General features: G+C 74.2%; 16 protein-coding genes. 12 read left to right on the top strand and 4 right to left on the bottom strand.

What is annotated here, in order from left to right; all coding sequences use genetic code 11:
* Positions 1–41: 41 nt before the first annotated feature.
* The gene (gene eccCa, locus ACJOT3_RS13200) at positions 42–4,016 is read right to left on the bottom strand and encodes a type VII secretion protein EccCa (RefSeq protein WP_406972404.1); all 3,975 of its coding nucleotides are present in this window, start codon (positions 4,014–4,016) and stop codon (positions 42–44) included.
* Positions 4,017–4,303: 287 nt separating this feature from the next.
* Between eccCa and eccD the strand changes: the two genes are divergently transcribed.
* The 11 genes from eccD (at position 4,304) to ACJOT3_RS13145 (ending at position 19,848) form a co-directional block, all read left to right on the top strand.
* Complete coding sequence (eccD, locus tag ACJOT3_RS13195; protein WP_406972402.1) at positions 4,304–5,704, top strand: type VII secretion integral membrane protein EccD; 1,401 nt, start codon at positions 4,304–4,306, stop codon at positions 5,702–5,704.
* A gap of 1 nt (position 5,705) precedes the next feature.
* Positions 5,706–7,151: a type VII secretion protein EccB gene (gene eccB, locus ACJOT3_RS13190; protein WP_406972400.1), complete on the top strand. Its 1,446-nt coding sequence runs from the start codon at positions 5,706–5,708 to the stop codon at positions 7,149–7,151.
* Positions 7,152–7,177: 26 nt separating this feature from the next.
* Complete coding sequence (locus tag ACJOT3_RS13185) at positions 7,178–7,504, top strand: hypothetical protein (protein WP_406972398.1); 327 nt, start codon at positions 7,178–7,180, stop codon at positions 7,502–7,504.
* 154 nt (positions 7,505–7,658) lie between these two features.
* A complete protein-coding gene (locus tag ACJOT3_RS13180; RefSeq protein ID WP_406972396.1) occupies positions 7,659–7,955 on the top strand; it encodes a WXG100 family type VII secretion target in 297 nt (98 codons plus the stop codon).
* A 132-nt stretch (positions 7,956–8,087) separates the two neighbouring features.
* On the top strand, positions 8,088–10,559 hold the full coding sequence (locus ACJOT3_RS13175) for a hypothetical protein (protein ID WP_406972394.1): 2,472 nt from the start codon (positions 8,088–8,090) through the stop codon (positions 10,557–10,559).
* A gap of 46 nt (positions 10,560–10,605) precedes the next feature.
* Positions 10,606–13,467: a hypothetical protein gene (locus ACJOT3_RS13170; RefSeq protein WP_406972392.1), complete on the top strand. Its 2,862-nt coding sequence runs from the start codon at positions 10,606–10,608 to the stop codon at positions 13,465–13,467.
* Positions 13,358–13,693: a YbaB/EbfC family nucleoid-associated protein gene (locus ACJOT3_RS13165; protein ID WP_406972390.1), complete on the top strand. Its 336-nt coding sequence runs from the start codon at positions 13,358–13,360 to the stop codon at positions 13,691–13,693. The genes ACJOT3_RS13170 and ACJOT3_RS13165 overlap by 110 nt, the downstream gene beginning before the upstream one ends.
* Positions 13,694–13,746: 53 nt before the next feature.
* Entirely contained in the window at positions 13,747–14,100 is a 354-nt protein-coding gene (locus tag ACJOT3_RS13160) for a hypothetical protein (protein WP_406972388.1), read from the top strand.
* On the top strand, positions 14,097–15,914 hold the full coding sequence (locus ACJOT3_RS13155; protein ID WP_406972386.1) for a hypothetical protein: 1,818 nt from the start codon (positions 14,097–14,099) through the stop codon (positions 15,912–15,914). Before ACJOT3_RS13160 ends, ACJOT3_RS13155 begins: the two co-directional genes overlap by 4 nt.
* Positions 15,915–15,958: 44 nt before the next feature.
* Entirely contained in the window at positions 15,959–19,255 is a 3,297-nt protein-coding gene (locus ACJOT3_RS13150; protein ID WP_406972384.1) for a right-handed parallel beta-helix repeat-containing protein, read from the top strand.
* A 131-nt stretch (positions 19,256–19,386) separates the two neighbouring features.
* Complete coding sequence (locus ACJOT3_RS13145; RefSeq protein WP_406972382.1) at positions 19,387–19,848, top strand: DUF6924 domain-containing protein; 462 nt, start codon at positions 19,387–19,389, stop codon at positions 19,846–19,848.
* Positions 19,849–20,242: 394 nt separating this feature from the next.
* Here the strand turns inward: ACJOT3_RS13145 and ACJOT3_RS13140 are convergent, their stop codons facing one another.
* Entirely contained in the window at positions 20,243–20,935 is a 693-nt protein-coding gene (locus ACJOT3_RS13140; RefSeq protein ID WP_406972380.1) for a Crp/Fnr family transcriptional regulator, read from the bottom strand.
* Entirely contained in the window at positions 20,932–22,941 is a 2,010-nt protein-coding gene (locus ACJOT3_RS13135) for an adenylate/guanylate cyclase domain-containing protein (protein ID WP_406972378.1), read from the bottom strand. Before ACJOT3_RS13135 ends, ACJOT3_RS13140 begins: the two co-directional genes overlap by 4 nt.
* Positions 22,942–23,230: 289 nt before the next feature.
* On the opposite strand from ACJOT3_RS13135, the gene ACJOT3_RS13130 reads away from it, so the two are divergent.
* On the top strand, positions 23,231–23,809 hold the full coding sequence (locus tag ACJOT3_RS13130; RefSeq protein ID WP_406972376.1) for a sigma-70 family RNA polymerase sigma factor: 579 nt from the start codon (positions 23,231–23,233) through the stop codon (positions 23,807–23,809).
* On the opposite strand, the gene ACJOT3_RS13125 is transcribed toward ACJOT3_RS13130, so the two are convergent.
* Positions 23,797–24,135 (bottom strand): zf-HC2 domain-containing protein, encoded by a 339-nt coding sequence (locus tag ACJOT3_RS13125; RefSeq protein WP_406972374.1) that lies wholly within the window; start codon positions 24,133–24,135, stop codon positions 23,797–23,799. The two genes, ACJOT3_RS13130 and ACJOT3_RS13125, sit on opposite strands and share 13 nt — an antisense overlap.
* Positions 24,136–24,252 lie beyond the last annotated feature (117 nt).

Genomic DNA, 24,252 nt, shown 5'->3' with positions numbered 1-24,252 from the left:
ACCCGGTCACGTGGCCGCCCCCGGAAAGGGGGCGGCGGGTGTCAGCCGCCCGCCTCCTCCTCGATCAGCGCCAGCTGCACCTCCACCGGGTCGCGGCGGGAGATCCACAGGGCGCGCCCCGGCGGCATCCGGCGGGCCCGCACGCTGCCGAAGAGCATCCCCTCCGACGGCGGTGAGGAGAACATGATGCTCGGGGTGTTGAGGTCGATCATCGAGCGGATGAACGGGTCGCCGCTGGCCCGCCCGAACCCGCCCGCCGCGTGCACGAGGATCACGTGCATGCCGATCTCCGCGCCCTGGGCGAGCATGGGCGCCAGCGGGGCCATCGGCCCGGCGCCGCTCCCGGCGACCAGCTCGTAGTCGTCCACGATGATGAACAGCTCCGGCCCGGTCCACCAGTCGCGGAGCCGGATCCGGTCGGGGGTGATGTCGGGTCCGGGCATGCGGACCTGCATCGCCTGCGCGGCGGCCTGCATCATCTCGCGGACGCTGTCGCCGGTCACCGCGTAGCCGAGCTGCATCTCCTTGGGGATCGCGTCGTAGAGCCTGCGCCGCTGGTCGCCCAGCACCACGCGCGCCTGGGTCGGCCCGTAGTGGGTGCGGATCGCGTCGGTGATGAGCCGGACCAGGTTGGTCTTGCCCGACTCGGTGTCCCCGACCACCAGCAGGTGGGGGGCGGCGCCGAAGTCCTGCCAGAAGGGCTGCATGCGGCGGCTCTCCAGGCCCAGCGGCACGCGCAGGACCCCGCTGGTCCCGGCCAGGTCGGAGCCGGGCAGCTCCGACACCCGGAGCAGGGCGGGCAGGGTGCGCACCGGCGGCGCGGCGGGCCCGTCCCAGGCGTTCTTGGCGCGCGCGACCAGCTCGGCCATGCCGGCCGACACCGTCACCGGGTCCGCGTCGCCGTCGGCGCGGGGCAGGGCGGTGAGGAAGTGGTGCTTGTCGTCGGTGATGCCGCGCCCGGGGACGCGGGGCACGGACTGGGCGGCGCGCATGTGCACGAGGGAGTCGACCGGGTCGCCCAGCCGCAGCTCGAACCGGGTGCCCAGCAGGTCGCGGACGCTCGTGTTGAAGTCGGCCCAGCGGGGCGAGGCGACCATGACGTGGATGCCGTAGTTGAGGCCGCGCTGAACGAGCTGGACGATGGACGCGACCAGGTCCATGTTGTCCTGGCGGATGGTGCCCCAGCCGTCGACGACCAGGAACACGTCGCCGTGGCGCTCGTCGGCGAACTCCCCCGCGGCCCGCCGGGTCCGGAAGGTGGCCATGGAGTCGATCCCCTCCTCCGCGAAGAGCGTCTCGCGGTGGGTGAGGATCTCGTGCATCTCCATCACGGTGCGGACGATGCGGCGCTCGTCGGTGCGCGCCGCCACGCTGCCCACGTGCGGCAGGTCCTTGAGCGCCTGGAGCAGGCCGCCACCGCAGTCGATGCCGTAGAACTGCACCTGGGCGGGGGTGTTGCGGAGCGCGAGCCCGAGGATGAGCGAGGCCAGCAGGGTGCTCTTGCCGCTCTGGGGGCCGCCGGCGATCCCGATGTTGCCGCCCGCGCCGGTGAGCTCGGCGGCCAGGGGCTTGCGCAGGTGCTGGAAGGGGAGGTCGACGACGCCGACGGCGACGTCGAGCGATCCCCGCTCGTCCCAGAGCACCCCGCCCGGGGGGATCGGGGTCCCGGTCATGCGGTGCAGCTCGTCGAGCAGCGGCGGGTCCGCCAGCGGGGGCAGCCACACCTCGCGGGCGGCGGGCCCGTGGGCCGCGAGGCGGTCCAGCGCCGTCTCCAGCAGCGAGGTCGCCGCCTCCTGCGGCTCCTCCACGGCCTCCACCTCGGTCTCGGCCTCGGGCACCGGCACGGGGGCGTCGGTGAACAGGACCACGTCCCCCTCCGCCGCCCCGGTGCTGCGCACGGCGCGCCGGTTCACCCGGTAGGGGCCCGAGACGTAGGCGGCCTTGAACCGGGTGAGGGTGTCGGTGTCGGTCTTGAGGAAGCCGTTGCCGGGCGAGGACGGCAACCGGTGCGCGTCGGGCACCCCGAGCACCCCGCGGCTCTCGATCGCCGAGAAGGTGCGCAGGGCGATCCGGTAGGACAGGTGGCTTTCGAGCTGGTGCATCCGGCCCTCGTCCAGGCGCTGGGAGGCCAGCAGCAGGTGCACGCCCAGGCTGCGCCCCAGGCGGCCGATCATGACGAACAGGTCCATGAAGTCGCGGTGCGCGGCCAGCAGCTCGCTGAACTCGTCCACCACGACGAAGAGCGTCGGCAGCGGCTCCATGGCGGGGTCGGACTCGCGGGCCTTCTCGTACTCGTGCACCGAGCTGTAGCCGCCCGCCGCGCGCAGGTGCTCCTGGCGGCGCACCAGCTCGCCGTGCAGGGCGTCCTGCATGCGCTCGACCAGGATGGCCTCGTCGGCGAGGTTGGTGATGAGGGCGGAGGTGTGCCGCAGCCCGTCCAGGCCGATGAAGGTGGCGCCGCCCTTGAAGTCGACCAGGATGAAGTTGAGCGTCTCGGGGGTGTGGGTCAGGGCCAGGCCCAGGACCAGGGTGCGCAGCAGTTCGCTCTTGCCCGAGCCGGTGGCGCCGATCAGCATGCCGTGCGGGCCCATGCCGCCCAGCGCGGACTCCTTGAGGTCCAGCTCCAGCGGCGCCCCCTCGGAGGTCATGCCGATCGGGACCCGCAGCCGGTTCTTGGGGTGCAGCTCGCCCCACATCCGCTCGGGGTCGTGGGTGTACAGGTCGCGGACGCCCAGCAGGGTGGTCAGCTCGAAGTCGGTGGTGAGCGGCTCGGTGACCTCGGCGGCGACACCGCTCATCCGGTAGGGGGCGATCAGGCGGGCCAGCGACGCGACGCGGGCCGGGCTCAGCGTGTCGGGGCGGCCCAGGTCCTCCTCGGTGTCGCGCCCGGTGTTGTCGCTGCCCAGCATCACCAGGCGGTCGGGCTCCACGCGCAGGGCCAGGGTGTAGGGGTCGTCCTCGGGCGGCATGGGGTCGGCGACGTCCACGACGACGGCGTTGCGGTAGCCGCCGCCGAGCAGCCGCGACCCGGGCGGGATGCTGCCGCCGTCGACCACGATGACGAGGAAGGGCTCCTCCCGGCCGGGCACCGCGGCGGGGTCGAAGCGGGGGCGGTCGGCGACCTCCTCTCCGAGCAGGCCCTCCAGTTCGACGGCGTCGGTGCACAGCAGGCGGGCCGGGCCCGCCCCGTCGCGGACCGCGGGGTGCTGGGCGTGCGGCAGCCACTTGACCCAGGACCAGTGCGGCATGGACGCGGCCGAGGCGCAGACGGCGACGCGCAGCTCGTCGTGGGAGTGGAACACCGCGAGCTGCCCGAGCAGGGCGCGCACCAGGCCCCGGGAGGCGGCGACGTCACCGCGCATGGTGACGCGGGCATAGCCGCGCAGGTACACCTGCACGGGCTGGTCCTCGACGGTGCCGTAGGCGCGGATGAAGCGGCGCAGCGCGTGCGCGCTCAGGGGTTCGAGGTCCTCCACCGGCTTGGAGGAGACCGGGGAGATCTTCATGGACAGCGCCTGCTCGCCGACGGCGACGCGGACCTCTCCGAAGTCCTCGTCGTCGGCGCGGCGCTCCCACAGGCGCGAGGTGCGCACGATCGACCACAGGGCGTCGGGGTGGGGGGCGCGCCAGAGCATGGCGTCGCGCTGCTCGGTGACGACGTCGCGCAGCCGGGTGCGCATCTGCCGCAGGTAGCGCAGGTAGTCGCGGCGGTCGTCGTTGAGTTTGCGGCGGCGTTCCAGGACCGCGCGCAGGTACTGCCCGCCGAGCATCACGACGGCGCCGGTGAGCATCATGCCGCCCGCGATGAACGGCATGACGCTGTTGCCCATGTTCCCGGGCCGGATGAACATCATCAGCATCGCCATCGAGGTCAGCGCCATCGGCATGTACATGAAGACCGACGACATGCTCGACTGCTGCTCGGTGAGCTCGGGGGGCTCCTGGAGGGAGATCTCCCCCGAGGGCAGGTCGGGGCCGGGGCGCCGGGGCGGGCGCCGCACACGGATGGTGGTCACGGGTTCGGGAGCCTCCTCGTGGGAAGCCGGCGCGCCGGGGCGGGCGCGCACGGGGGGCGGGGGTCGGGGGCCAGAGGTCAGGGGGCCGGGGGGCGAGAACGAGACGACCACATCTGGGTGATCTCTTGCGGAAGAGAAAAGCTACTGTTGCCAAACAAGGTCACAAATCCGGATACTTAAACCAACACAAGGCCAGAATCCGATATCTAAGTGTTAGTGTCTGTGGCGTTCAGTAACGACCCCCCTCGAACCCCACCACCCCCTCACCCCCCACCGATCGGCTCAGGATGAACGAATCCTCCGCTGCCGACCCCTGCCGCCTGCTCATACGCGCGCCCGGGCGCGCCTTCGAGATCGCGGCACCGGTCGAGGTCCCCCTGTCCGAAATCCTCCCGACCCTCGTGCTGTACGCCGAGGGCGACGACGGCGAGGACCTGGACGAGAGCGGCCTGGAACACGACGGCTGGGTCCTCCAGCAGCTGGGCGACGACCCCCTGGACGAGAGCGAGACGCCGGCGTCCCTGGGGCTGTGCCACGGGGAGACCCTCTACCTGCGGCCCCGCCGCGAGCAGCTGCCCCCGGTGCACTTCGACGACGTCGTCGACGGCGTCGCCACCGGCATGGGCGAGCGCTCCGACCGGTGGGGGCCCGCGCACACCCGCGTGTTCCTCCAGGTCATGGGCCTGGCGGTGCTGGCCGTGGGCCTGGCCGTGCTCGCGGCCGGGGGGCGCAACCTGTTCACCGTGCTGGGCGCGGGCTGCTCGGCGGGGCTGATGCTGCTGTCGGCCTGGGCCGCCTCCCGGGCCATGGCCGACCGCGGCGCGGCGGCGGGGCTGGCCGGGGCGGCGACGGCGGCCATGGCGCTGGCCGGGGCCCTGGTGCCCACCGGCGAGCCCGGAACGCTGTTCAGCGGCGCCGTCCTGCTGACCGCCTCGGTGACCGCCGCCGGGGCGAGCGTGCTCGGGATGGCCGCGGTGGCCGGGGCGGTGCCGTTCTTCACCGGCCTGTTCACGGTCGAGATCCTGGGTGTGGTCGGCGGCCTGGCCCTGATGTTCCTGCCGGGCACCTCCGTGCCGGAGGCGGCCGCCCTGGTGGCGCTGGTCGCCCTGTTCCTGGGCACCTACGCGCCGCAGCTGGCGTTCCGGCTCTCGGGCCTGAAACTGCCCGCGCTGCCGTCGAACACGCGGCAGCTCCAGGAGGAGATCGACCCCCTCCCGGCCCGGCGGGTCCTGGACCGCACGGCGCTGGCCGACCGCTTCCAGACCGCCCTGTACGCCGCGACCGGCGCGGTGCTCGCGGTCTGCCTGGCCGTCCTGGCCACGACCCCGGGCTGGGTGCCCGTCACGATCACCGTGGTCCTGGCCCTGGTCATGCTGCTCCAGGCCCGGGGGCTGGGCAGCTCCTGGCAGCGCTTCCTCATGGTGGCCCCGCCCTGGTCCGGGCTCGGCGTCCTGGCCCTGGCGCTGGCCTGGGGCGCGGAGCCGCTGGGCCGGCTGCTCGCGGTCCTCGGGCTGTTCGGCGCCACCGCGGTCCTCGCGGTGGTCTCCTGGAGCCTGCCCGGGACCCGGCCGCTGCCGCACTGGGGCCGGGCCGCGGAGATCCTCCAGGTGGTGCTGTGCGCCGCGCTGATCCCGCTGGTACTGGCCCTGTTCGAGGTGTACGGCCTGCTGCGCGGGATCGGGGGCTGACATGCAGTCACGCCGCGACCGTGTCATGGCCCACAACTTCACGGTGGGACGCCTGGGGACCGCGATGCTGGAGGGCGACCCCGACGCCGTGGACGCCCCGATGCGGCGCACCCGCACCGGGAACTACGTGGGCATCGGCCTGGGCGCGCTGATCTGCATCGGCTTCCTCGTGGTCGGCCTGATCTTCCCTGGCGGCGCCACCTCCTGGCGCCAGGAGGGCCGGATCGTCATCGACCGCAACGGCGGCGCCACCTACCTGTACGCGGGCGGCATGCTCCGCCCCGTCGCCAACCTGGCCTCGGCCCGGCTGGCCCTGGGCGCGGGCGCCACCCCCAGCCTGGTCTCGCAGCGCTCCCTGGAGGGGGAGACGATGGGCGGGCCGGTGGGGATCGCCGGGGCGCCCGACGCCCTGCCCGAGGGCGGCGCCGGGGACGTGTGGCGGCTGTGCGCGCTGGAGCCGGGCGCAGGACAGGACGCGCAGCGGGGGCGGACCGCGCTGGTGGTGGGCGAGGCCCCGCCGCCGTGGGTGGCGGGCCCGGACGCGGCCTTCCCGGTCTCGGGGCCGGACGGGACCGTGTACCTGCTGTGGCAGGGCATGCGGTTGCGCCTGGAGGAGTCCTCCGGGGCCCTGCAATCCCTCGGCTACGGCACGAGCCCCGTCCTGCCGGTGTCCTCCGCCTTCCTCAACGCGGTCCCCGAGGGCCCCGACCTGGCCGCCCCCGACGTCCCCGGCGCCGGGGAGGAGGGCCGCGAGCTGGCCGGGGCCCCGCGGCTGGTGGGCCAGGTGTTCGCGGTGTCCATCCCCGGCCAGGACGACCAGCACTACCTGCTGGCCCGGGAGGGCCTGGTGCCGCTCACCCTCACCCAGGCCCTGCTGGTCCTGGGCGACACCGGGGTATCCGGCCCCGCCTACGCCGGGGCCTCCCCCGAACCCGTGCCGCTGCCCGCCGCCGAGGTGCAGGCCGACCTCGCCGCCGAGGGCGCCCCGACCGGCGCCGAGGGCCTGCCCCCGGCGCCGCCCACCGCCCTGGACGCGGGCCGGGGCGTCCCCTGCCTGCGCTGGGAGCCCGACGGCTCCATGGAACTCACCCTGGACGCCCCCGGGACCCTCCAGGCGTGGCCGGTGCCGGAGCACCCCTTCGTCGAACCCGGCTGCCCCACCCCCGACCTGGTCGGCATCCCCAGCGGGCGGGGCGGCCCGGTGCGCGCCCGGGCCCTCGCGGGCTCGGAGGCCGCGCCCACCTACTTCGTGGTGACGGACGCCGCCGCCAAATACCCGGTCGCGGACGCCGCCGCCCTGGGCGCACTCGGCTACGGCGAGGACGAGGCGGTACCCCTGCCGACGTCCCTGCTCCGGGTGCTCCCCACCGGACCCCTGCTGAGCCAGGACGCGGCCGTGCTCCCGCCGGTGTCCTCGCCCCCGACCGGGGGCAGCCCCTGCCCCTAGCGACCGATCACCAGAGGAGATGAACCATGACGGGCAGAACACGCAGTACCGACGAGGCCAACAGGATCGCCCAGGAGGCGATGACGGAGGCCCACACCGCGTGCAACCGGATCTACCGCGAGGTCGACGACACCCGCGACGGCCTGCGCACGTCCTGGCAGGGCGCGGCCTCCAACCGCTACAGCGAGGCCCTGGTGGGCTGGCTGGAGGAGCTGCGGCTCATCACCAACGACATGAACCAGATGATCGGCACGTTCGGCGGCACGGTGCAGGCCATGAACGCCACCGAGGACCAGGCCATCCTGACCGGTTCGCGGTGGATGGACGACCTGAACCCGAACCAGGGCGGCTGAGCAGCGCGGCGCGCCCTGTGCGGCCCACCGGGCCGCGCACCGTGCCGCCTCCCGGGCCGTCCCCGGCGGGCGCGCCCGACCGGAGCCGCCCGCGGACCGCCACGCCCGCGCGCGGCGCCGTCCTCCACGCAACCCCCCGAAGGGAACGGAAGCAATGAACGGTTTCGACGTCAGTTACGCCCACGTCGACGAGGCCACCACCCGCCTGGTCCAGCAGACCGAGGACGTGGCCCGCCAGATCGAGGAGCTCGACGCCAAGATGCGGGCGGTCCTGGCCGACCTCGAAGGTGAGACCAAGGAGAACTACGAGGTCAAGGTCAAGGCCTGGCGGCTGAACGTGGCCGACATGCGCACCCTGCTGGGCAAGGCGCAGGTCGCCCTCAACGACATCCGCAACAACTACTCCGGCACCGACCGCCGCGAGGCCATGAACTGGGCCGCCCTGCTGTAAGGCCGCCACCGGCACGCCGGCCCCGGTGGCCGGCGGCGTTCCGGGTCCGGGCCCGTCCGTCCGCGGGCCCGGACCCCTCCCTCCCCTCCTTCGGATGACGCCCGACGCGCGGGCGGTCAGGAGACAGAGAACGTGTCCGAATCGCTGTACGACGTTCGCGCCGCCCTCTCCGGTGAACCGGAGGTCCCCGTCGAGGACGGGGAGGAGCAGGAGGCGGTGACCGTGCTGGCCACCGCCCAGGAGAGCACCTCCGGCGGCGGGCAGGGGGTCGGTGCACCCCTGAGCCTGAACCTCGCCACCGGCCTGCTGACGATGACCAACCGCTCCGGCACGGTCGAGGCGGACGCGCTCAGCGGGGAGGTGACCCTCGACCCCGACGTGCCCGGCGGTGTGGGGCGGCGCGACGGGTTCCTCGTCATGGGCGCGACCGCCGAGGGGTCGCCGCTGGTGGCGGGCATGCGGGTCCAGGGGGAGATCCTCACGCCGGTGGACGGTGCCGTGGGTGTGCCCGCGTCGGTGGAGGGCTCCACGGAGGGGGTGGTGACCGAGCCGGTGGCGGCCGAGCCCCTGGTGGCGGAATCCCCGGCGACCCCGCTGGAGCCGGTGCACGTGGTCTCGGTCCGGGAGCCCGGGGAGGGGGATTCCCAGGGCGACCTCCGGGGCGGCTTCACCGAGATGCTCCCCGCGCAGGAGGGCGTGCCGGTCTCGGCGCCGATCGAGGCGGTCCCCATCAGCGCGCCCGCGGAGATCGGGGAGGCCGCGGAGGCCCTGGGCCCGATCGTGACCGTCGACCCGAAGACCGGCGAGACCGTCATCCTCGCCGAGGACCTGAAGATCACCGTGGGCCCCGAGGCCGGGCTGGTGAAGGTCGAGCCCTCCGGGCAGAACGTCCCCCTGGACCCCGACGCCGAGCCGATCACGGTCGAGGCGGGCGGGCTGAGCATGGTGATCGACCCGGCCACGGGCACCCTTGAGGTGAACCCGATCAAGGGCGAGTTCGCGGACGTCACCGTCGAGATCGGCGACGTGCGCATCGTCACGGACGGGGAGACCGGGGAGGTCACGGTCGACCCGGGCGAGGGGACGGTGTCGGTCGACCCCGAGACCGGGCTGATCACCGTCGAGCCGCCGGCGGCCGAGGAGGACGGGGAGACCGGGCAGGACGGAGAAGACGGAGAAGACGGGGAGGACGGGGACCGGGACGAGGAGGGCTCCGAAAGCGGCGAAGGCGGCGGTGGGACCGGCGACGGCGACACCGATGGCGGTGGCGCCGACGGCGGTGGCGACACCGGCGGCGACGGCGGGAAGGGCGAACCCGACCCCGAGGAGGATCGGGAGGCCCCCGGCGGCGGTGGCGGCGACGGGCGGCCCGGCGAGGACTCCGATGACGGGGACACGGGCGACGGGAACACCGGGGGCGGGGACACCGGCGGTGAGAAGGGCGACTCCTCCGAGTACGACCCCATCGACGGCGACGGCATGTACGGCCCCGCGCCGCAGGTACCGGAGCAGAACGGCGGCGAGCGGGTCACGGACCCCGTCCCCGACCCGCGGCCCGACCCGGAAGGCGACGGGAGCGGCGGCCCGTCCGGCGACCGGACCGGCTCCGGCGGCGAGGGCGGCGAAAGCGGTGGGGGAGACGAAAGCGGTGAGGGCGACGGCTCCTACGCCGAGGACCCCATCACCGGTGACGGCATGTACGGCCCGGCGCCCGAGGTGCCGGAGGACCCGCCCGTCCAGTCGCGTCTGGTGAACCCCGACGACACCGACGGCACCGGTGACCGGCCCGGAGAAGAGCAGGGAGAGCCGGACCCCGAGCCCGTGGTGACCCCGGTCGGCGACGACCAGGGCGGCGGGGGCGGTGGCGGCGGCGGGGACGACTCCTTCGCGTTCGACCCCATCACCGGCGAGGGCATGTACGGACCGGCCCCCGACCCCGTGGTCACCAAGCCCAAGCCCACGACCACGGACACGACGGGCGGCGGCCAGACCGGCGGCGGTGGTGGCGGCGGTGGCGGCGGTGGCAGCGCGGGCGACGAGGAGGACGAGGGCGAGAAGAAGGACGACGAGGACGACGACGAGGACGACAAGGGGGACGGCGACGACGAGGACGACAAGGAGAAGCCGGGCGACGACGACAAGGGCGGCGGCAACGGAGGCGACGGGAGCGGCGGCGGCAGTGGCGGCAGCGGCTCCAAGGAGGGCGAGGGCACCAAGATCGACGTGCCCCGGCTGCGGAGCTTCCAGCAGGAGTACGTCGGCACGCTCAACACCGACCTCGGCACCCACATCACGAACTTCAGCGATTTCGAGGGCGCGGGCACGGGCGACAAGGGCGCCAACGTCGTCCTGCTGGGCAACCCGGCGCTGCTCAAGAGCGCGAGCGACCTGACCGGCAGGATCGACCGGTCCATGGCAAGCCTCTACTCGATCATGAAGAAGTTCCGCAAGGAGCTCGACGAGATCACCGACCAGCTGGAGATCAACATCAACGTGTTCGAGGAGCTGGAGGAGGACCAGGTGCTCAACGCGGGCCAGGTCGTCTATCTGATCGGCAGCCCGCCCGGGGCGACCGGAGGCGGCGGCGGGTCCACGACCCCCTGACAGGAAGGACCGGAACCGCCGCGCGCCCGAGCACACCGGAGGAACAGTGCCCCCACTCCACGAGATCATGAACATCATCGCCGACTCCGGCGACGGCGGCCTCTACCCGCCCATGCCGAGCATCGACACCCTCATCGGTCCGGAAGCGCACTGGCTGGACCACGGCCGCTACCACTTCGCCAAGGACACCAAGCCGTTCGTCGGCTTCGAGTTCGACTACGGCGGCCACGAGATGAACCGCTGGTGGCGGATGCGCAAGCCCGGCCAGCAGTACGTCGGCGGCTACGGCGGCGGGTACTACGTGCCCAACGGCTGGGACTACGCCGGCTACACGATGGGCGAGCAGCTGTGGGACGGGCCCGACTCGCCCGAGGCGAAGTTCCGCAACGCCCTCACCAAACTCGCCGGCCTCATCCCCGACTCCATGTCCGGGACGGTGGGCTCGTCCTCCTTCCGGGGCACCTCGCTGCTGGACCTCATCAAGGACCTCAGCGCCCTGGCCAAGATGCTGGACACGCACAGCGAGAAGATGCGCAAGGCCTACCAGGAGCTCGACGTTCCGGAGGGGCCGATGATGGGCTCGGCCGCGTCGGCCTACGCGGCCCGGCTCTTCGACTTCTCGCGCCGGCTGCTGGACCTCAAGAACCAGGTGAACGACAACCACAAGCAGCTGGAGCCCATCCTCGAACCCATCAAGGCCAAGGCCCTGGAGCTCCAGACGGCGGTGACGGAGGTCTTCAACGACCCCGGCAGCGGCATGCGCCGCATCCTCGACGACTGGTACCACGGCATGAGCGCCGGCAGCGAGCAGTGGAACTCCGCCCGCAACCAGTTCCAGGTCCTCATCCACCAGGACCCGCCGGTCTACGGGATCCCCGGCGATCCCCCCACGAACAGCAACATCAACAACGAGCTGAAGAACCGCTGGCGCAGGAAGCACTCGCGCATCATCGAGGCCGCGGACGCGCTGTACGACAAGATGGACGAGCTGTACAAGCGGGCGTACACCAACCTGGAGGAGATCGAGACCCCCAAGGGGGGTCTGCCGATGAGCATGGTCGGCCCCGGCGACAACGATGGGCCTGGCGGCGGGGACGGCAACGGCAACGGCGGCCCCGAGACGATCAAGATCGACTGGGGCGACGGCCCGCCCGAGATCAAGCCGCCGCCGGAGCTGAACTACGACACCGGGGGCGGCGGGGACGGCAACGGCCCGCCGGAGGTCGAACCGCCGCCGGAGCTGAACTTCGACACCGGCGGCGGTGACGGCAACGGCGCGGGTGGCGGTGGGGACGGCACCGGCGGAGGCGGCGACGGCGGCCCCGACCTGAACTTCGACACCGGCGGTGGCGGGGACGGGTCCGGCAGCGGTGAGGGCGGTGGCAGCGGCGGCCCGGACGGCACGACCGGCGCGCCGCCGCCCCCGCCCGGGATGTCCACGAACTTCCCCGGCACGGGCGACGGCACCTCGGTTCCCCCGCCGGTCGGCGGTGGCAACGGCGGGGCGGTCCCCCCGCCGCCTCCTCCGCTGTCCACGAACTTCCCCGGCACGGGGGACGGTGCCACCGCTCCCCCGCCCGGGGCGGACACGGACTTCCCCGGAACGGGCGGCGGCAACGGCGGTGTGATCCCGCCGCCGCCCCCGCCGCTGTCCACGAACTTCCCCGGTTCGGGCGGTTCGGGCGGTTCCGGTGGCGACCGGCGGCCGGGGGGCGCACCCCCCGTGCTGGACATCGACCCGGAGACGGGGCTGCCGATCGACCCCGGGACCGGGCGGCCCTACCCCGTCGACCCGGACACAGGCATCCCCTACAACCCCGACAACGGCCTGCCCATCAACTTCGACCCCGGGACCGGGGAGGTCGCGCCGATCGACCCCGTCACCGGCGAGCCGGTCTCCCCGGGCGGGGGGACACGGCTCGACATGGACCCGGAGACGGGGCTGCCGATCGATCCCGGGACCGGGCGGCCCTACCCGGTCGACCCCGAGACCGGCCTGCCCTACAACCCGGACACGGGCCTGCCCATCAACTACGACCCGGTCACCGGCCAGGTGGACCCGATCGACCCCGTCACCGGGCGGCCGCTGCCGCCCGACTCCTTCAGCCCGCCGCCGGTGGACCCGGGGATGGACACGAACTTCCCCGGCGGCTCCGAGAACACACCGATCAACCCCGTCACCGGGGGACCGGCCGAGGTCGACCCCGACACCGGCATCCCCTACCCCGTGGACCCCGACACCGGCGAGGCGATCAAGGACGGGTTCGACGTACCCGAGGACCTGACCTATCCGCCGCCGCGGTTCGAGAGCGGCGGTCCGGAGGGGCTCAACTACGGGGGTTCCGGGGGGAACGACCCGTCCTCCGGCGGTTCCGGCGGGAGCGGCGCCCCCGGGTCGGTGGACCGCAGCGACATGTTCGCGACCCCCACCCAGGCGGGCGGCGGCGTCCAGGCCCAGGCGGGCGCGGGCGGCGGGGCCGGTGCCGGGGCGGCGGGTCCCGGCGGCGCCGTGGGCGCGGCGGGCGCCGACGGCACGGGCGGGATGGGCTCGCCCATGATGCCCCCGATGATGCCGCCGATGGGCGGTATGGGGGGCGGCGGTGGCGGCGGCGAGAACCGCGACCGCAACCGCTCCACCTGGCTCTCCGAGGACGAGAAGGTCTGGGGCACCGACAAGAACCGGCAGCGATCCGTGCTCGGGCGACCCGAGCCCGGCGGAAAGAAGAAGGGAGCGGCCCGCCATGAGTTCGTCGATGCGGGAGCAGATGGAGGCCGAACTGGAACGGCTTCACACGACGATGAGGGAACTCTCGGACGCAAGCGCAAGCCTGGAGTCGGCAACAGAAGAGGCCGTCGCCAAGAACAGGCTGGTGGCGGCGACGGTGGACGGGACGGGTCGGCTGACTGAGCTGAAGTTCCACACCGACGGCTACCGGAGCATGGCCCCGGCCGAGCTGTCCGCGGCGATCGTGGAGGTCGTCGGGCGGGCGCAGCGGCAGATGGCCGACCGCGCGGCCGAGATCTACAAGGCCTTCACCCCCGAGGGGGTCGACGCCGCGGCGGCCATGCGCGGCGAGCTGGACCCGGAGGAGACGCTGCGCCGCATGGGCGTCTCCCTGGACGACCTGCGCTAGCGGACGCCGGCGGACACGACCGCGCCGAGCACGGAACCGAAGGAGGACCGGCTATGCCAGCGGAGGGCGAGAACCTCTCCGTCTTCCCCGAGGGGATGGGCAGGGACGGCACACGCATCCACGATGCGGCCGACTACACCGACGAGCTGGTGGCGTACACGCGCTCCGCGCGCGAGCCGCTGGGCACCCCGTGGGGTGAGAAGGGCGAGTACGCCGAGCAGATGCAGAAGCTGATCGGCGAGTCGGAGGAGTACCTCTACACGCTGCTGGACTACATCGCCGTGGCCCAGCGCCAGGCCGCCGACGGCACCGTCGGTTCGGCGGGGAGCTTCCAGGCCGCGGAGGACGCCAACACCGACATCGCGGGGACCGTCGGCGGCGAGGGACAGCAGGGAGGACGCCGATGAGCCCGAGCGCGACGCCGGGGGACGGGTCCCCCGAGGGGGCCGTCCCGCCCGCGGCGCCCGCCCCGGTGGACGCGGCCGGACCGGTGGACGCGGCCGGACCGAAGGAGGCGTTCCGGTCGGCCCTGAACACCGGGGAGCCCGCCGCGGCGGAGCGCCCCGCGCCGGTCGCCCCGCAGGCGGCGGAGGCCGCGGAGGCCGTGGAGGCGACCGCGCCGCGGGACGCCGACGCGGTGCCCGCGGCGGTGGAGGGCGACCAGGCCCCCGACCGCCGGGTGGGTTCGGTGGTCACCGGCCCCGACCGGGGTGGCGCCCCGGAGGCCGAGCCCGCGCTGGACCGCCCCGGGGCCCCGATGCTGGCCGGTGCGGCCATCGCCGGGCTCATCCTGGTGGCGGCGCCCTTCGCCGTGGTCACCGGCGGACCCGTGATGAGCCTGGACGTCGCGGCCGCCCGGGACCCGGTGTCGGGGACGCTCCCCGGGCAGGGGCAGCAGGGGCAGGCTCAGGCGGGCGGCGGCCAGAGCGGGGACGCGGGAACGGGTTCCGCGCTCGTGCCGGGCGGCGACGTCGGCGGGGGCTCCCCGGTCACAGACACCGTTCCGGACACCGGCTACGTGCCGCAGGTCCGCGACGACACCCCGGTCCCGACCATGCCCGACCCGGGCGACGCCGGCGGCGGTTCGGCCGTGGAGACCTCCACGCCCGCCGGCGGCACGGGCGAGCGGCCCGCGGCCGCGGGGGACGGCGACGGCGCCACGGGCGGCGGGGACACCGCCGTGTCCGGCGCGGACGCGCCCGGGACCGCGGGGACCGCGGCCGACGGCGGTACAGGTGACGGCGGTACGGCTGGTGGCGGTGCGGGCGACGGCACCGCGGGCGACGGCGGCTCGGGCAACGGCACCGCAGGCGAAGGTGGCGCGGGCGGCACGGGCGACGGCGGCACCGCGGACGACGGCGGCGCGGGCGGGGCCTCGGGCACGTCCGGGGAGAGCGGTTCCGCAGGCAACGGGTCGTCGGACGGCGGCTCGTCGAGCGGCGGAGCGGCCTCCGACGGCGGCACCGCCGCCGGGGACGAGGCGGCGACCGGCGGGGGTACCTCCGCTCAGGGCACCGGCGAAGGGGGCGGGGAGGGCGCGACGGCCCTCTCCCAGCAGGACACCCCCGCCGACCCGGGCGGCCCCGCCGACCCCGGTGGAGAGGGGCCGCTGAACCCCGACCCGCCCGTCACCGACGGGGCGGGCGGGGACACCTCCCCCCTGGAGGGCGCGGCCGAGCGGTTCACCTCCGTCGAGGACTCCTACCGCGCCGTGGCCGGACCGGGCTGCCCCGCCGCACCCGGCACCTCCTACGGGCACGAGGGCCGCTGGACCAGCTCGGAGGGCGCCGACAGCTGGGCGACCCGCCCAGGCGGCTACGACGGCGAGGGCTGCGGCGGCACCTACGACGCCCTCCCCGTCTCCGGCGACCCCGAGCAGGGCGACGGCCAGCACGCGGCGTGGACCTTCTCCCCCGGGAGCGCGGGCGCGTCCTGCGAGCTGTTCGTGCACGTCCCCGACGACGAGAGCCCCCTGTGGATCGCCCCCGGCGAGGCCCGCTACCTCATCCACCCGGGCGCGGGCACCGAGGCGCCGCCGGTGGCGGTGTTCGGGTTCGACCAGTCGCAGGTCCGCGGCGGCTGGGTCCAGGTGACCGGTTTCGTCACCCCCGCCGAGGAGTTCACCGTCCAGCTCACCAACGCGGGCGCGGACCCCCTCGCCGGCGAGGAGGGCGCGAGCGCCCACGTGGCCGCGTCCGCCGTGCGGGCCTCCTGCACCTGAATCCCCCACCCGGCCGCCCGGCCGGTCCACGAAGGAAGGCAACGATGAGCAGGCAGCTCCTCACCGTCAACCCCGGCGCCCAGGGAGCGCACGACACGATCGCCGCGGCCGTGGCGGCGGCCTCCGGCGGCGCCCTGATCACCATCGCCCCCGGCCGCTACGAGGAGAGCCTCGTGCTGCGCGAGGTGGTCACCCTGGTCGCGCGCGACGGCAGGGGGAGCGTGGAGGTCACGTGCTCCTCCGGGAGCACGGTGCTCTCCGGCGCCGAGGCGGTGAAGCTCTCCGGTCTGGTCCTGCGCGGCCGCGACGAGGAGCGCCCCACCGTGGACATCCCCACGGGCCAGGTCGAGATGGCCGACTGCGAGGTCGTCGGCGCCTCCTGGGCGGCGGTGTCGGTGCGCGGCACCGGCGCCGTCGCCATGCGCGACACCCGGGTCAGCTGCGCCGAGGGGGCGGGCGTGGTCATCACCTCCCCGGGGCGGAGCCTCATCGAGGAGTGCGTGATCGAGGACGTCGGCACCAGCGCCCTGGTCCTGGGCGAGCAGGGACGCCCGGTGGTCCGGTCCTGTGTGCTGCGCGACGCCGGCGGCAACGGCCTCTTCGCCAGCGGCGACGCCGCCGGGACCCTGGAGGGGTGCGAGATCACGGCGACCGGCAAGCCGGGGGTGGCGCTGGAGGACGGGGCCGCCACGACCCTGCGCGGCCTGTACGTGCACCGCACCGAGAAGGACGGCATCGCCCTGTCCAGCCGGGCGCGGCCCGTGGTCGAGGACTGCACGGTCGAGGAGGTCGGCGGGGACGGGATCGTGGTGCGCGGCGGCTGCGACCCGCAGGTGTCCGGGGTCAGGGTGCTGCGCCCCAAGGGCTCGGGGGTGCACGTGACGGAGCGGGCCCGGGGTGTGTTCGGGGGCTGCCTGGTCGAGGGGGCGGGCGGGGACGCGGTCCGCTCGGGCGGGCGCGCCTCCACCGCGTTCCTGGGGCTGCGGGTGGACGGGGGCGGCGGGCTGCTGCTGGCCGAGGACGGGGTGGTGGAGTTCGACCGCGGGGAGATCCGCAACACCACCGGGCACGGCGTCGTCGTGACCGGGGGCGCGCCGTTCCTGCGCGGCCTGGTGGTCGAGGACACCGGCGGGCACGGGGCCCTGCTGGAGGGGTCGGCCCGGGGGCGGCTGGAGGGGATGACCTTCGAGCGGACCCGCAGCGTCTCCGTGGCGGTCCGCGAGGGCGGGCGGCTGGAACTGGAGGGCGCCCGGGTCGTGGACAGCCGCGAGGCGGGCGTCGCCGTGGGCCCCGACGCCGAGGCCGACCTGCGGGACTGCGAGATCTCCGCCTCCACCGGCGACGGGATCTCGGTGCGCTCCGGCGGCCGGGCCACGGTGCTGCGGACCCGGGTGCGCGAGGGTCGGCGCAGCGGCATCCTGCTGGCGGCGGGGGCGCGGGCGACCCTGCGGCGCTGCGAGGTGTTCGGCAACCGGGCCGACGGCGTCCTGGTGCACTCCACCGAGGAGGTGGTGGTCGAGGACTGCACGGTGCGGGACAACGGCCGCTCCGGGCTGCGCCAGACCGTGGCCAGCGACCGGGCCCGCACCGAGGACCTGCTCAGCCAGGGCAACGGCTCCCCCGACGCGTTCGGGGAGTCCGCCGGGGAGGCGGTCCCGCTCGCGCCCCTGCCGGACGAGCCCGGCGAGGCGGAGGAGGCACAGGGGCCCATGCTGGAGCTGGACGCCCTCATCGGCCTGGCCAACGTCAAGCAGGAGGTGCGCACCCTGGTCACCCGCAACCGGATGGCGCAGCGGCGGGCCGAGATGGGCCTGCCCACCCCGCCGATGAGCCGCCACCTGGTGTTCGGGGGCGCGCCCGGCACCGGCAAGACCACGGTCGCCCGCCTGTACGGGCGCATCCTGGCCGAGCTGAACGTGCTGAGGTACGGGCACGTGGTCGAGGTGGCGCGGGCGGACCTGGTCTCGCAGTACGTGGGCGGCACCGCCATCAAGACGACCGAGGTGTTCGAGAAGGCCAAGGGCGGGGTGCTGTTCGTCGACGAGGCGTACACGCTCTCCTCCGGCGGCGAGGGGGGCAACGGACCGGACTTCGGCCGGGAGGCCATCGACACCCTGGTCAAGCTGATGGAGGACCACCGCGACGAGGTCGCGGTGATCGTCGCCGGGTACACCGAGGACATGGACCGCTTCCTCGCGGCCAACCCGGGCCTGGCCTCGCGGTTCAGCAAGACCATCGAGTTCGTCAACTACGAGGTCGGCGAGCTCGTGGAGATCGTGCGCAGGCTCTGCGAGGGCAACAGCTACCGGCTGGCCCCCGAGACGGAGGCGGCGCTGGCCGCGCACTTCGAGCGGATGCCCAAGGGGGCGACGTTCGGCAACGCGCGCGAGGCCCGCAAGGTGTTCGAGGAGATGATCGACCGGCAGGCCAACCGGCTGGGCGCCACCTCCCCCGAGGACCACGACTCCCTGACCCTGCTGCTGCCGCAGGACCTGGGCGAGGAGGCGGCGGGCGGGGAGTCCCCCGGGGACCGCGACCGGCAGATCACCGAGCTGCGCGGGGAGCTGGACGCGCTGGTGGGGCTGGCCCAGGTCAAGGACACCGTGAACGACCTGGCCAACCTGCTGCTCATGGCGGAGCAGCGCCGGTCGATGGGGCTGCCGGTGTCCTCGATGAGCCACCACCTGGTGTTCACCGGTCCCCCCGGTACCGGTAAGACCACGGTGGCGCGCCTGTACGGCAGGCTGCTGCACACCCTGGGGGTGCTGCCGGGCGACCACGTGGTGGAGGCCGCCCGGTCGGACCTGGTCGGACGGTACGTGGGGCACACCGCGCAGCTCACGGCGGAGGTGTTCGAGCGGGCCCGCGGCGGGGTGCTGTTCGTCGACGAGGCGTACACGCTGACGCCCCGGGGGGAGGGCAACGACTTCGGGCAGGAGGCCGTGGACACCCTGCTCAAGCTGATGGAGGACCACCGCGACGAGGTCGCGGTGATCGTCGCCGGGTACCCGGCCGAGATGGACCGCTTCATGGACTCCAACCCCGGCCTGGCCTCCCGGTTCAACCACCGGGTGGAATTCCCCTCCTACTCCGACGACGAACTGGTCACCATCGTCACCCGCATGGCCGCCACCTCCGGCTACGAATGCGGCCCCGAAACCCTGACCGCGCTCACGGCCCACTTCGCCACGGTGGAACGCGACGGCTCCTTCGGCAACGCCCGCTACGCCCGCCAGGTCCTGGAACGCATGATCACCCGCCAGGCCGGCCGCCTGGTCGGCCTGGGCGCCTCCGCCACCCGCGAGGACTTCACCACCCTCCTGCCCGCCGACCTCCCCTGACCACGCCCGTCTCCGGCCGACCGCCCCGGGGCGGTCGGCCGGGGGCGGTACCGGTGCGCCGGGATGGCAGCGGCCCGGGCGCACCGCCCGACCGATCCCGAAGAAGCACCGGAGCAACAGAGGACACGCCCATGCCACCGGCCATCACCGACCGCCCCGAGGGGGCCGCCCTGGTCGTGCGCACCGACTACGGCGACGAAGCCGCCTGGAGCGAGGTGCGCGCCCGCCTGGAGAGCCTCCCGTACGACGGGCTCGACACGTTCTTCCACTTCGTGGACGCCCCGGAGTGGGCCGGCGCCTCCGCCGACGACGTGCGCGCCGCGCTGGCCGGCGACAAGGAGGTCCCCGTGGCCTTCCTCGCCGACGCGGCGACCATGGCCGACCCCGGGTTGCGCCCCCTCCTGGCCCTGTACATCTACGACGGCGAGGAGGAGCAGGAGGAGCTCGACCTGCTGGCGGAGACCGGCCCGGAGTTCCGCACCGTCCCCGAGGAGGTCTTCTCCATCCACGTGAACCTGGAGATCGCCAACATGGACTTCCAGGAGTTCGCCGACTCCGCCGCCGACGCGCCCGGCGGGGTCCTGCGCTTCTGACCGACGCCGCGGCCGGAATCGCCGCCGGACACCGTCCCGCTCAAGCGGGCGACCGCAAGTAGTCGAACTTGATTAGCAGCAGCCAAAGGACACCGACGGGGGTCGCCCCGGCCGCACAGGCGACCACCGGCAGTCAAACTTGACCAGTGGCGACCAAAAAGCGCCGACGAGCGCCGCCCAGGCCACGTGGATGGTCGCAGTAGTCGAACTTGACCAACAGCGGCCAGAGGACACCGGCGGGCGCCACCTCGGCCGCGCGGGCGACCACCGGCAGTCAAACTTGACCAATGGAGGGTGGAGGGCGCCGACGGACGCCGTCCCGCTCAAGCGGGCGACCGCAAGTAGTCAAACTTGACCAGTGGTGGCCGGAGAGCGCTGCCGGGGGCCGGGCCGGTCAGGCGTCTTCGGCGTAGTGACGTAGGGCGGGGACGTCGTGGAGGGTGATGTTCATCCGGCCGGTGCTGATCCAGCCGCGGGCGCGCAGCAGGGAGAGGGCCTTGTTGACCGCGGCCCGGGACACCCCCGTCCAGGAGGCCAGCTCGTCCTGGGAGACCGGCAGGTCCAGGCGCACGTCCGCGCCGTCGGCGGTGCGGCCGAACTTCTCGGCCAGCTCCACCAGGCGCGAGGCCACCCGGCGCCCGGCGTCCAGGGCGCCGAACTCGACGCGTTTGCGGTCGGCGTCGCGCAGCCGGGAGGTGACCATGCGCAGCAGGAGCAGCGACACCCGCGGCCACCGCTGGAGGTAGGCCTCGAACCGGTCCGGGGCCAGGGTCAGCGCGGTCAGGTCGTCCAGGGCCTGCACGGTCGCCGACCGGGGGCTGCCGTCGATGACGCCCAGCTCCCCGACCAGGCTCCCCGGCCCGCGCACCGCCAGCACCGCCTCGACGCCGCCCGCGGTGTGGGAGGACACCTTGAACCGCCCGGCGAGCACCACCAGCACCAGGTCGGAGGCGCCGCCCTCGTGGAAGAGGATCTCCCGGCGCGACCAGCGGCGCACCGCGCCCGAGGCGCGCAGGTCCGCGCGCTCCTCGTCGGTGAGCTGGGCCCAGAACTCGGCCCGCTCCGTCGTGCCGCCCCGCTCGTTCATGGCGTGTGCGCCACCTTTCCGTCGCCCAGGGAGATGATCTCGTGCGCCAGCACGGTGCCCTGGCGGCCCTTGACCACCAGGTCGCCCAGGGAGCGGGAGCGGACCCCCTCGCCCAGGCCCCGCAGCGTGGTGTCGCCGACCACCACCCGGCCCGGTTCGGCCAGCGACTGGAGCCGGGCGGCCACGTTGACGGCGTCGCCCATGGCGTTGAAGCCGCGCAGCTCCTCGCTGCCGATGTTGCCCACCAGGGCGGGCCCGGTGTTGACGCCGATGCGGAACCGCGGCCAGTCGGGGTTCTCGGCCGCGATGTGCTCGGAGGCGTCGCGCATGGCCAGCGCGGCCCGCACCGCCCGGACCTCGTGGTCGGCCTGGCGGGCGGGGGCGTTGAACAGGGCCAGCAGGGCGTCGCCGACGAACTGCACGATGGTGCCGCCGTTGGACAGGATCGCCGGGACGGCGGCCCCGTGGTAGCGGTTGAGCATGCGCACGATCTCGGCGGGCTCCACCGCCTCGGAGAAGGTCGTGAACCCGCGCAGGTCCGCGAAGAGGGCGCTCACCTCCACCACCCGGCCGCCCAGCGTCGCCTGGTCGGGGTCGGCCAGCAGGGAGGCGGCCACGTCCGGCGACATGTACTGCCGGAACAGGGTGCCCAGCTCGCGGTAGAGCCGCACGTTCTCCAGGGAGATGGACAGCTGCCCGGCCAGGACCGCCAGGGACGCGGGGTCGTCCTCCCGCTCCTGGAGCGGCCCCTCCAGGATGCCCGCCGTCCCGCCGCGCACCACCAGGGGGCGCACCGACCGGCCGTCGCGCACGGCCCCGGCCTGCGGGCAGGGGTCGACCGGGTAGACGCGGTCCTCGATGCCGACCTTCCCATCGGAGGCCAGGCCCACGTTCACGTCGCCGTAGGCGGGGCGGACGACCTCCAGCACCGACCGCACGAACGTGTCCTCGTCCTGGTCGCCGACCCGGGTGCGGCGGGCGACCTCGGCCAGCGCCGCCAGGCGCCGGGAGGTGGCGCGTTCGGCGGCCAGGGCGGCCGCGGCCCGCTCGACCACGGCGATCTGCCCCTCCGAGAGCCGGAACCGCTCCGCGAACGCGGCGAAGTCGGCCCCCTTGGGCGCGCTGTCGCCCCGCTCCCCCTCGCCGAGCAGGGCCACGAACTCCTCGATGGCCTCCTCGTACTCGGCGCGGATGCGGCGGGCGGTCTCCTCCAGCACGATCGCGTCGAACACCCCGGCGGTGGCGCCCTCGCGCCGGTACTGGACGTAGGCGCTGTAGGCGATGAACCCGAACGCCGCCACCAGCAGCACGTGCCAGTGCCACCAGGACAGGTGCCACTTGTCGGCGAGGATGACCGTGACCATCGCCTCGGCCAGCAGCACGAACGCCGTGACCAGGCTGAGCAGCACGGCGGAGGCCGAGCGCCGGAACATGAGGAAGTAGCGGACCGCCGCGACCACGTACAGCAGCGCCGAGGCGGCCGCGATCGGCACCATCACGCCCTCGACGTCGCGCTGCTGGGCGGGCAGGTGCAGGGGCGGTATCCCCAGCAGCCCGGCGGCGGTCCAGGCGAGCATGAGGCCGACCAGCAGGATCCACAGCAGGCGTTCGAACCGGATGACGCGCGCGCCGCGCTCGGCGTTCAGGTCCAGGGAGGACACGAACGCGAACACGGAGGCGATGACCAGCCCCACCGGGTGGGACAGGTCGAAGCCGATGCCCGCGTCGTGGACCACCATGCCGGGGGTGAGCAGCGCGTGAACGGCCAGGAACCCGGCCGAGGACAGGAACGCCAGCGACACCAGGAAGAGGCGGCCGTCGTCGCGGCGGCGGGCGGCCACCCCCATCCACAGGCCCATGGCCACGTTGAGCAGGGACACGACCAGCACCAGCCAGAAGTGGCCGGGGTTGTGGTGCCACTCCACGTCCAGGTGCGGGCGCGCCAGCAGCAGCCACAGGCCGGCCAGGGGTGCGGCCAGGTGCAGGAACCAGACGAGGAAGCGCACCGGACGGGCCGAGCGCGGGGATGGTGACGCCGACGGTGCCGGTGGTGTCGGCGACGCCGGCGGTGCCGTGCGGACCGGAAGGGGTGTCTCAGCCATGGAGAGGGTTCTCTGTCGCTGTGGAACGCCCCGGGTAGGGGGCGGGGCGCACCGGCCCGGCGGTGTGCGGTGCGACACATCGGACGTGGTGGGCGCCTTGTGTAGAAGAGTACGCAGACACCTTAGTACGCGATCGGTTTCATGGCTGACGTCCACCCGACACGTCACCGAGAACCCGGAGCCACGACCAGCCATGACGCCGATCACCGAACCGCACCGAGCCGCCGCGACCGTCGATGTCGCGCCGCGGGAAGCGGGGGACCGTGCCCCCGGAGCGGAGTTCGTGCGCGCCGTGTGCGACCTGCACGGCCCCGTCCTGCTGCGGTACGCCCTGACCCTGGTGGACCGGGACCTGCACCGGGCCGAGGACCTGGTCCAGGAGGCCGTGCTGCGCGCCTGGCGCGGGCGGGAGAACCTGGACACCGCCCCCGAGAGGCTGCGGCCGTGGCTGTTCACGGTGGTGCGGCGGCTGGCTATCGACGCACACCGGGCCCGCAGTGTCCGCCCGGCGGAGGTCCCCCCGGACGACGCCCAGGACCCGCCGACCGCCGACGAGGCGGAGCGGGTGGTCAACGCGCAGGTGGTCGCGCAGGCCATGCGCGACCTGACCCCGACGCAGCGGGAGATCCTGGTGCACATCCACTACCTGGGGCTCAGCGTCAACGAGACCGCCGAACTCCTGGGCATCCCGGCGGGCACGGTCAAGTCGCGCACCCACAAGGCGGTGCGGGCGCTGCGGACGAGGCTGCTCGCCCTCGGCTACCCGGGCTGATCCGAGCCGGTCCGGGGGCGGCCGCCGTCCCCGGCCGGCGTCCCGTCCGTCACGGGGTCCTCGTCCGCCGCGCGTTCCAGGACCCGGCGGGCGAGGTCGCCCATCCGGTCGGGGGTGAGCAGGAGGTCCGTCAGGTACGCGTCCAGCGGCAGGTCCGCCAGGGCGCGGGGGACGACCGCCAGCTCCCCCGCCTCCTCCCGGCAGGAGGGGCAGGCGGCCAGGTGGGCGTCGGCGGCGGCCCGCTCGCCGGGGTCCAGGGCGCCCGGCACACCGGCACCGAGCAGGTGGGCGCCGACCGCGTCCGCACCGCAGCCTTCCTCGAACATCGTCTCTCCCGCCCGGGGTCGTGGGGCCGTCACCGCTGCCATGGCCATCGCCATCACAGTCGTACATGTACCACCGCCGTTGCACATGTACCACCGGGGACCGGGCCGCGGGTACCC

Origin of the sequence: Nocardiopsis protaetiae (assembly GCF_045446735.1) — a bacterium.
Taxonomy (GTDB): Bacteria; Actinomycetota; Actinomycetes; order Streptosporangiales; family Streptosporangiaceae; genus Nocardiopsis; species Nocardiopsis protaetiae.
This window is presented reverse-complemented; position numbering and strand designations above follow the sequence as displayed.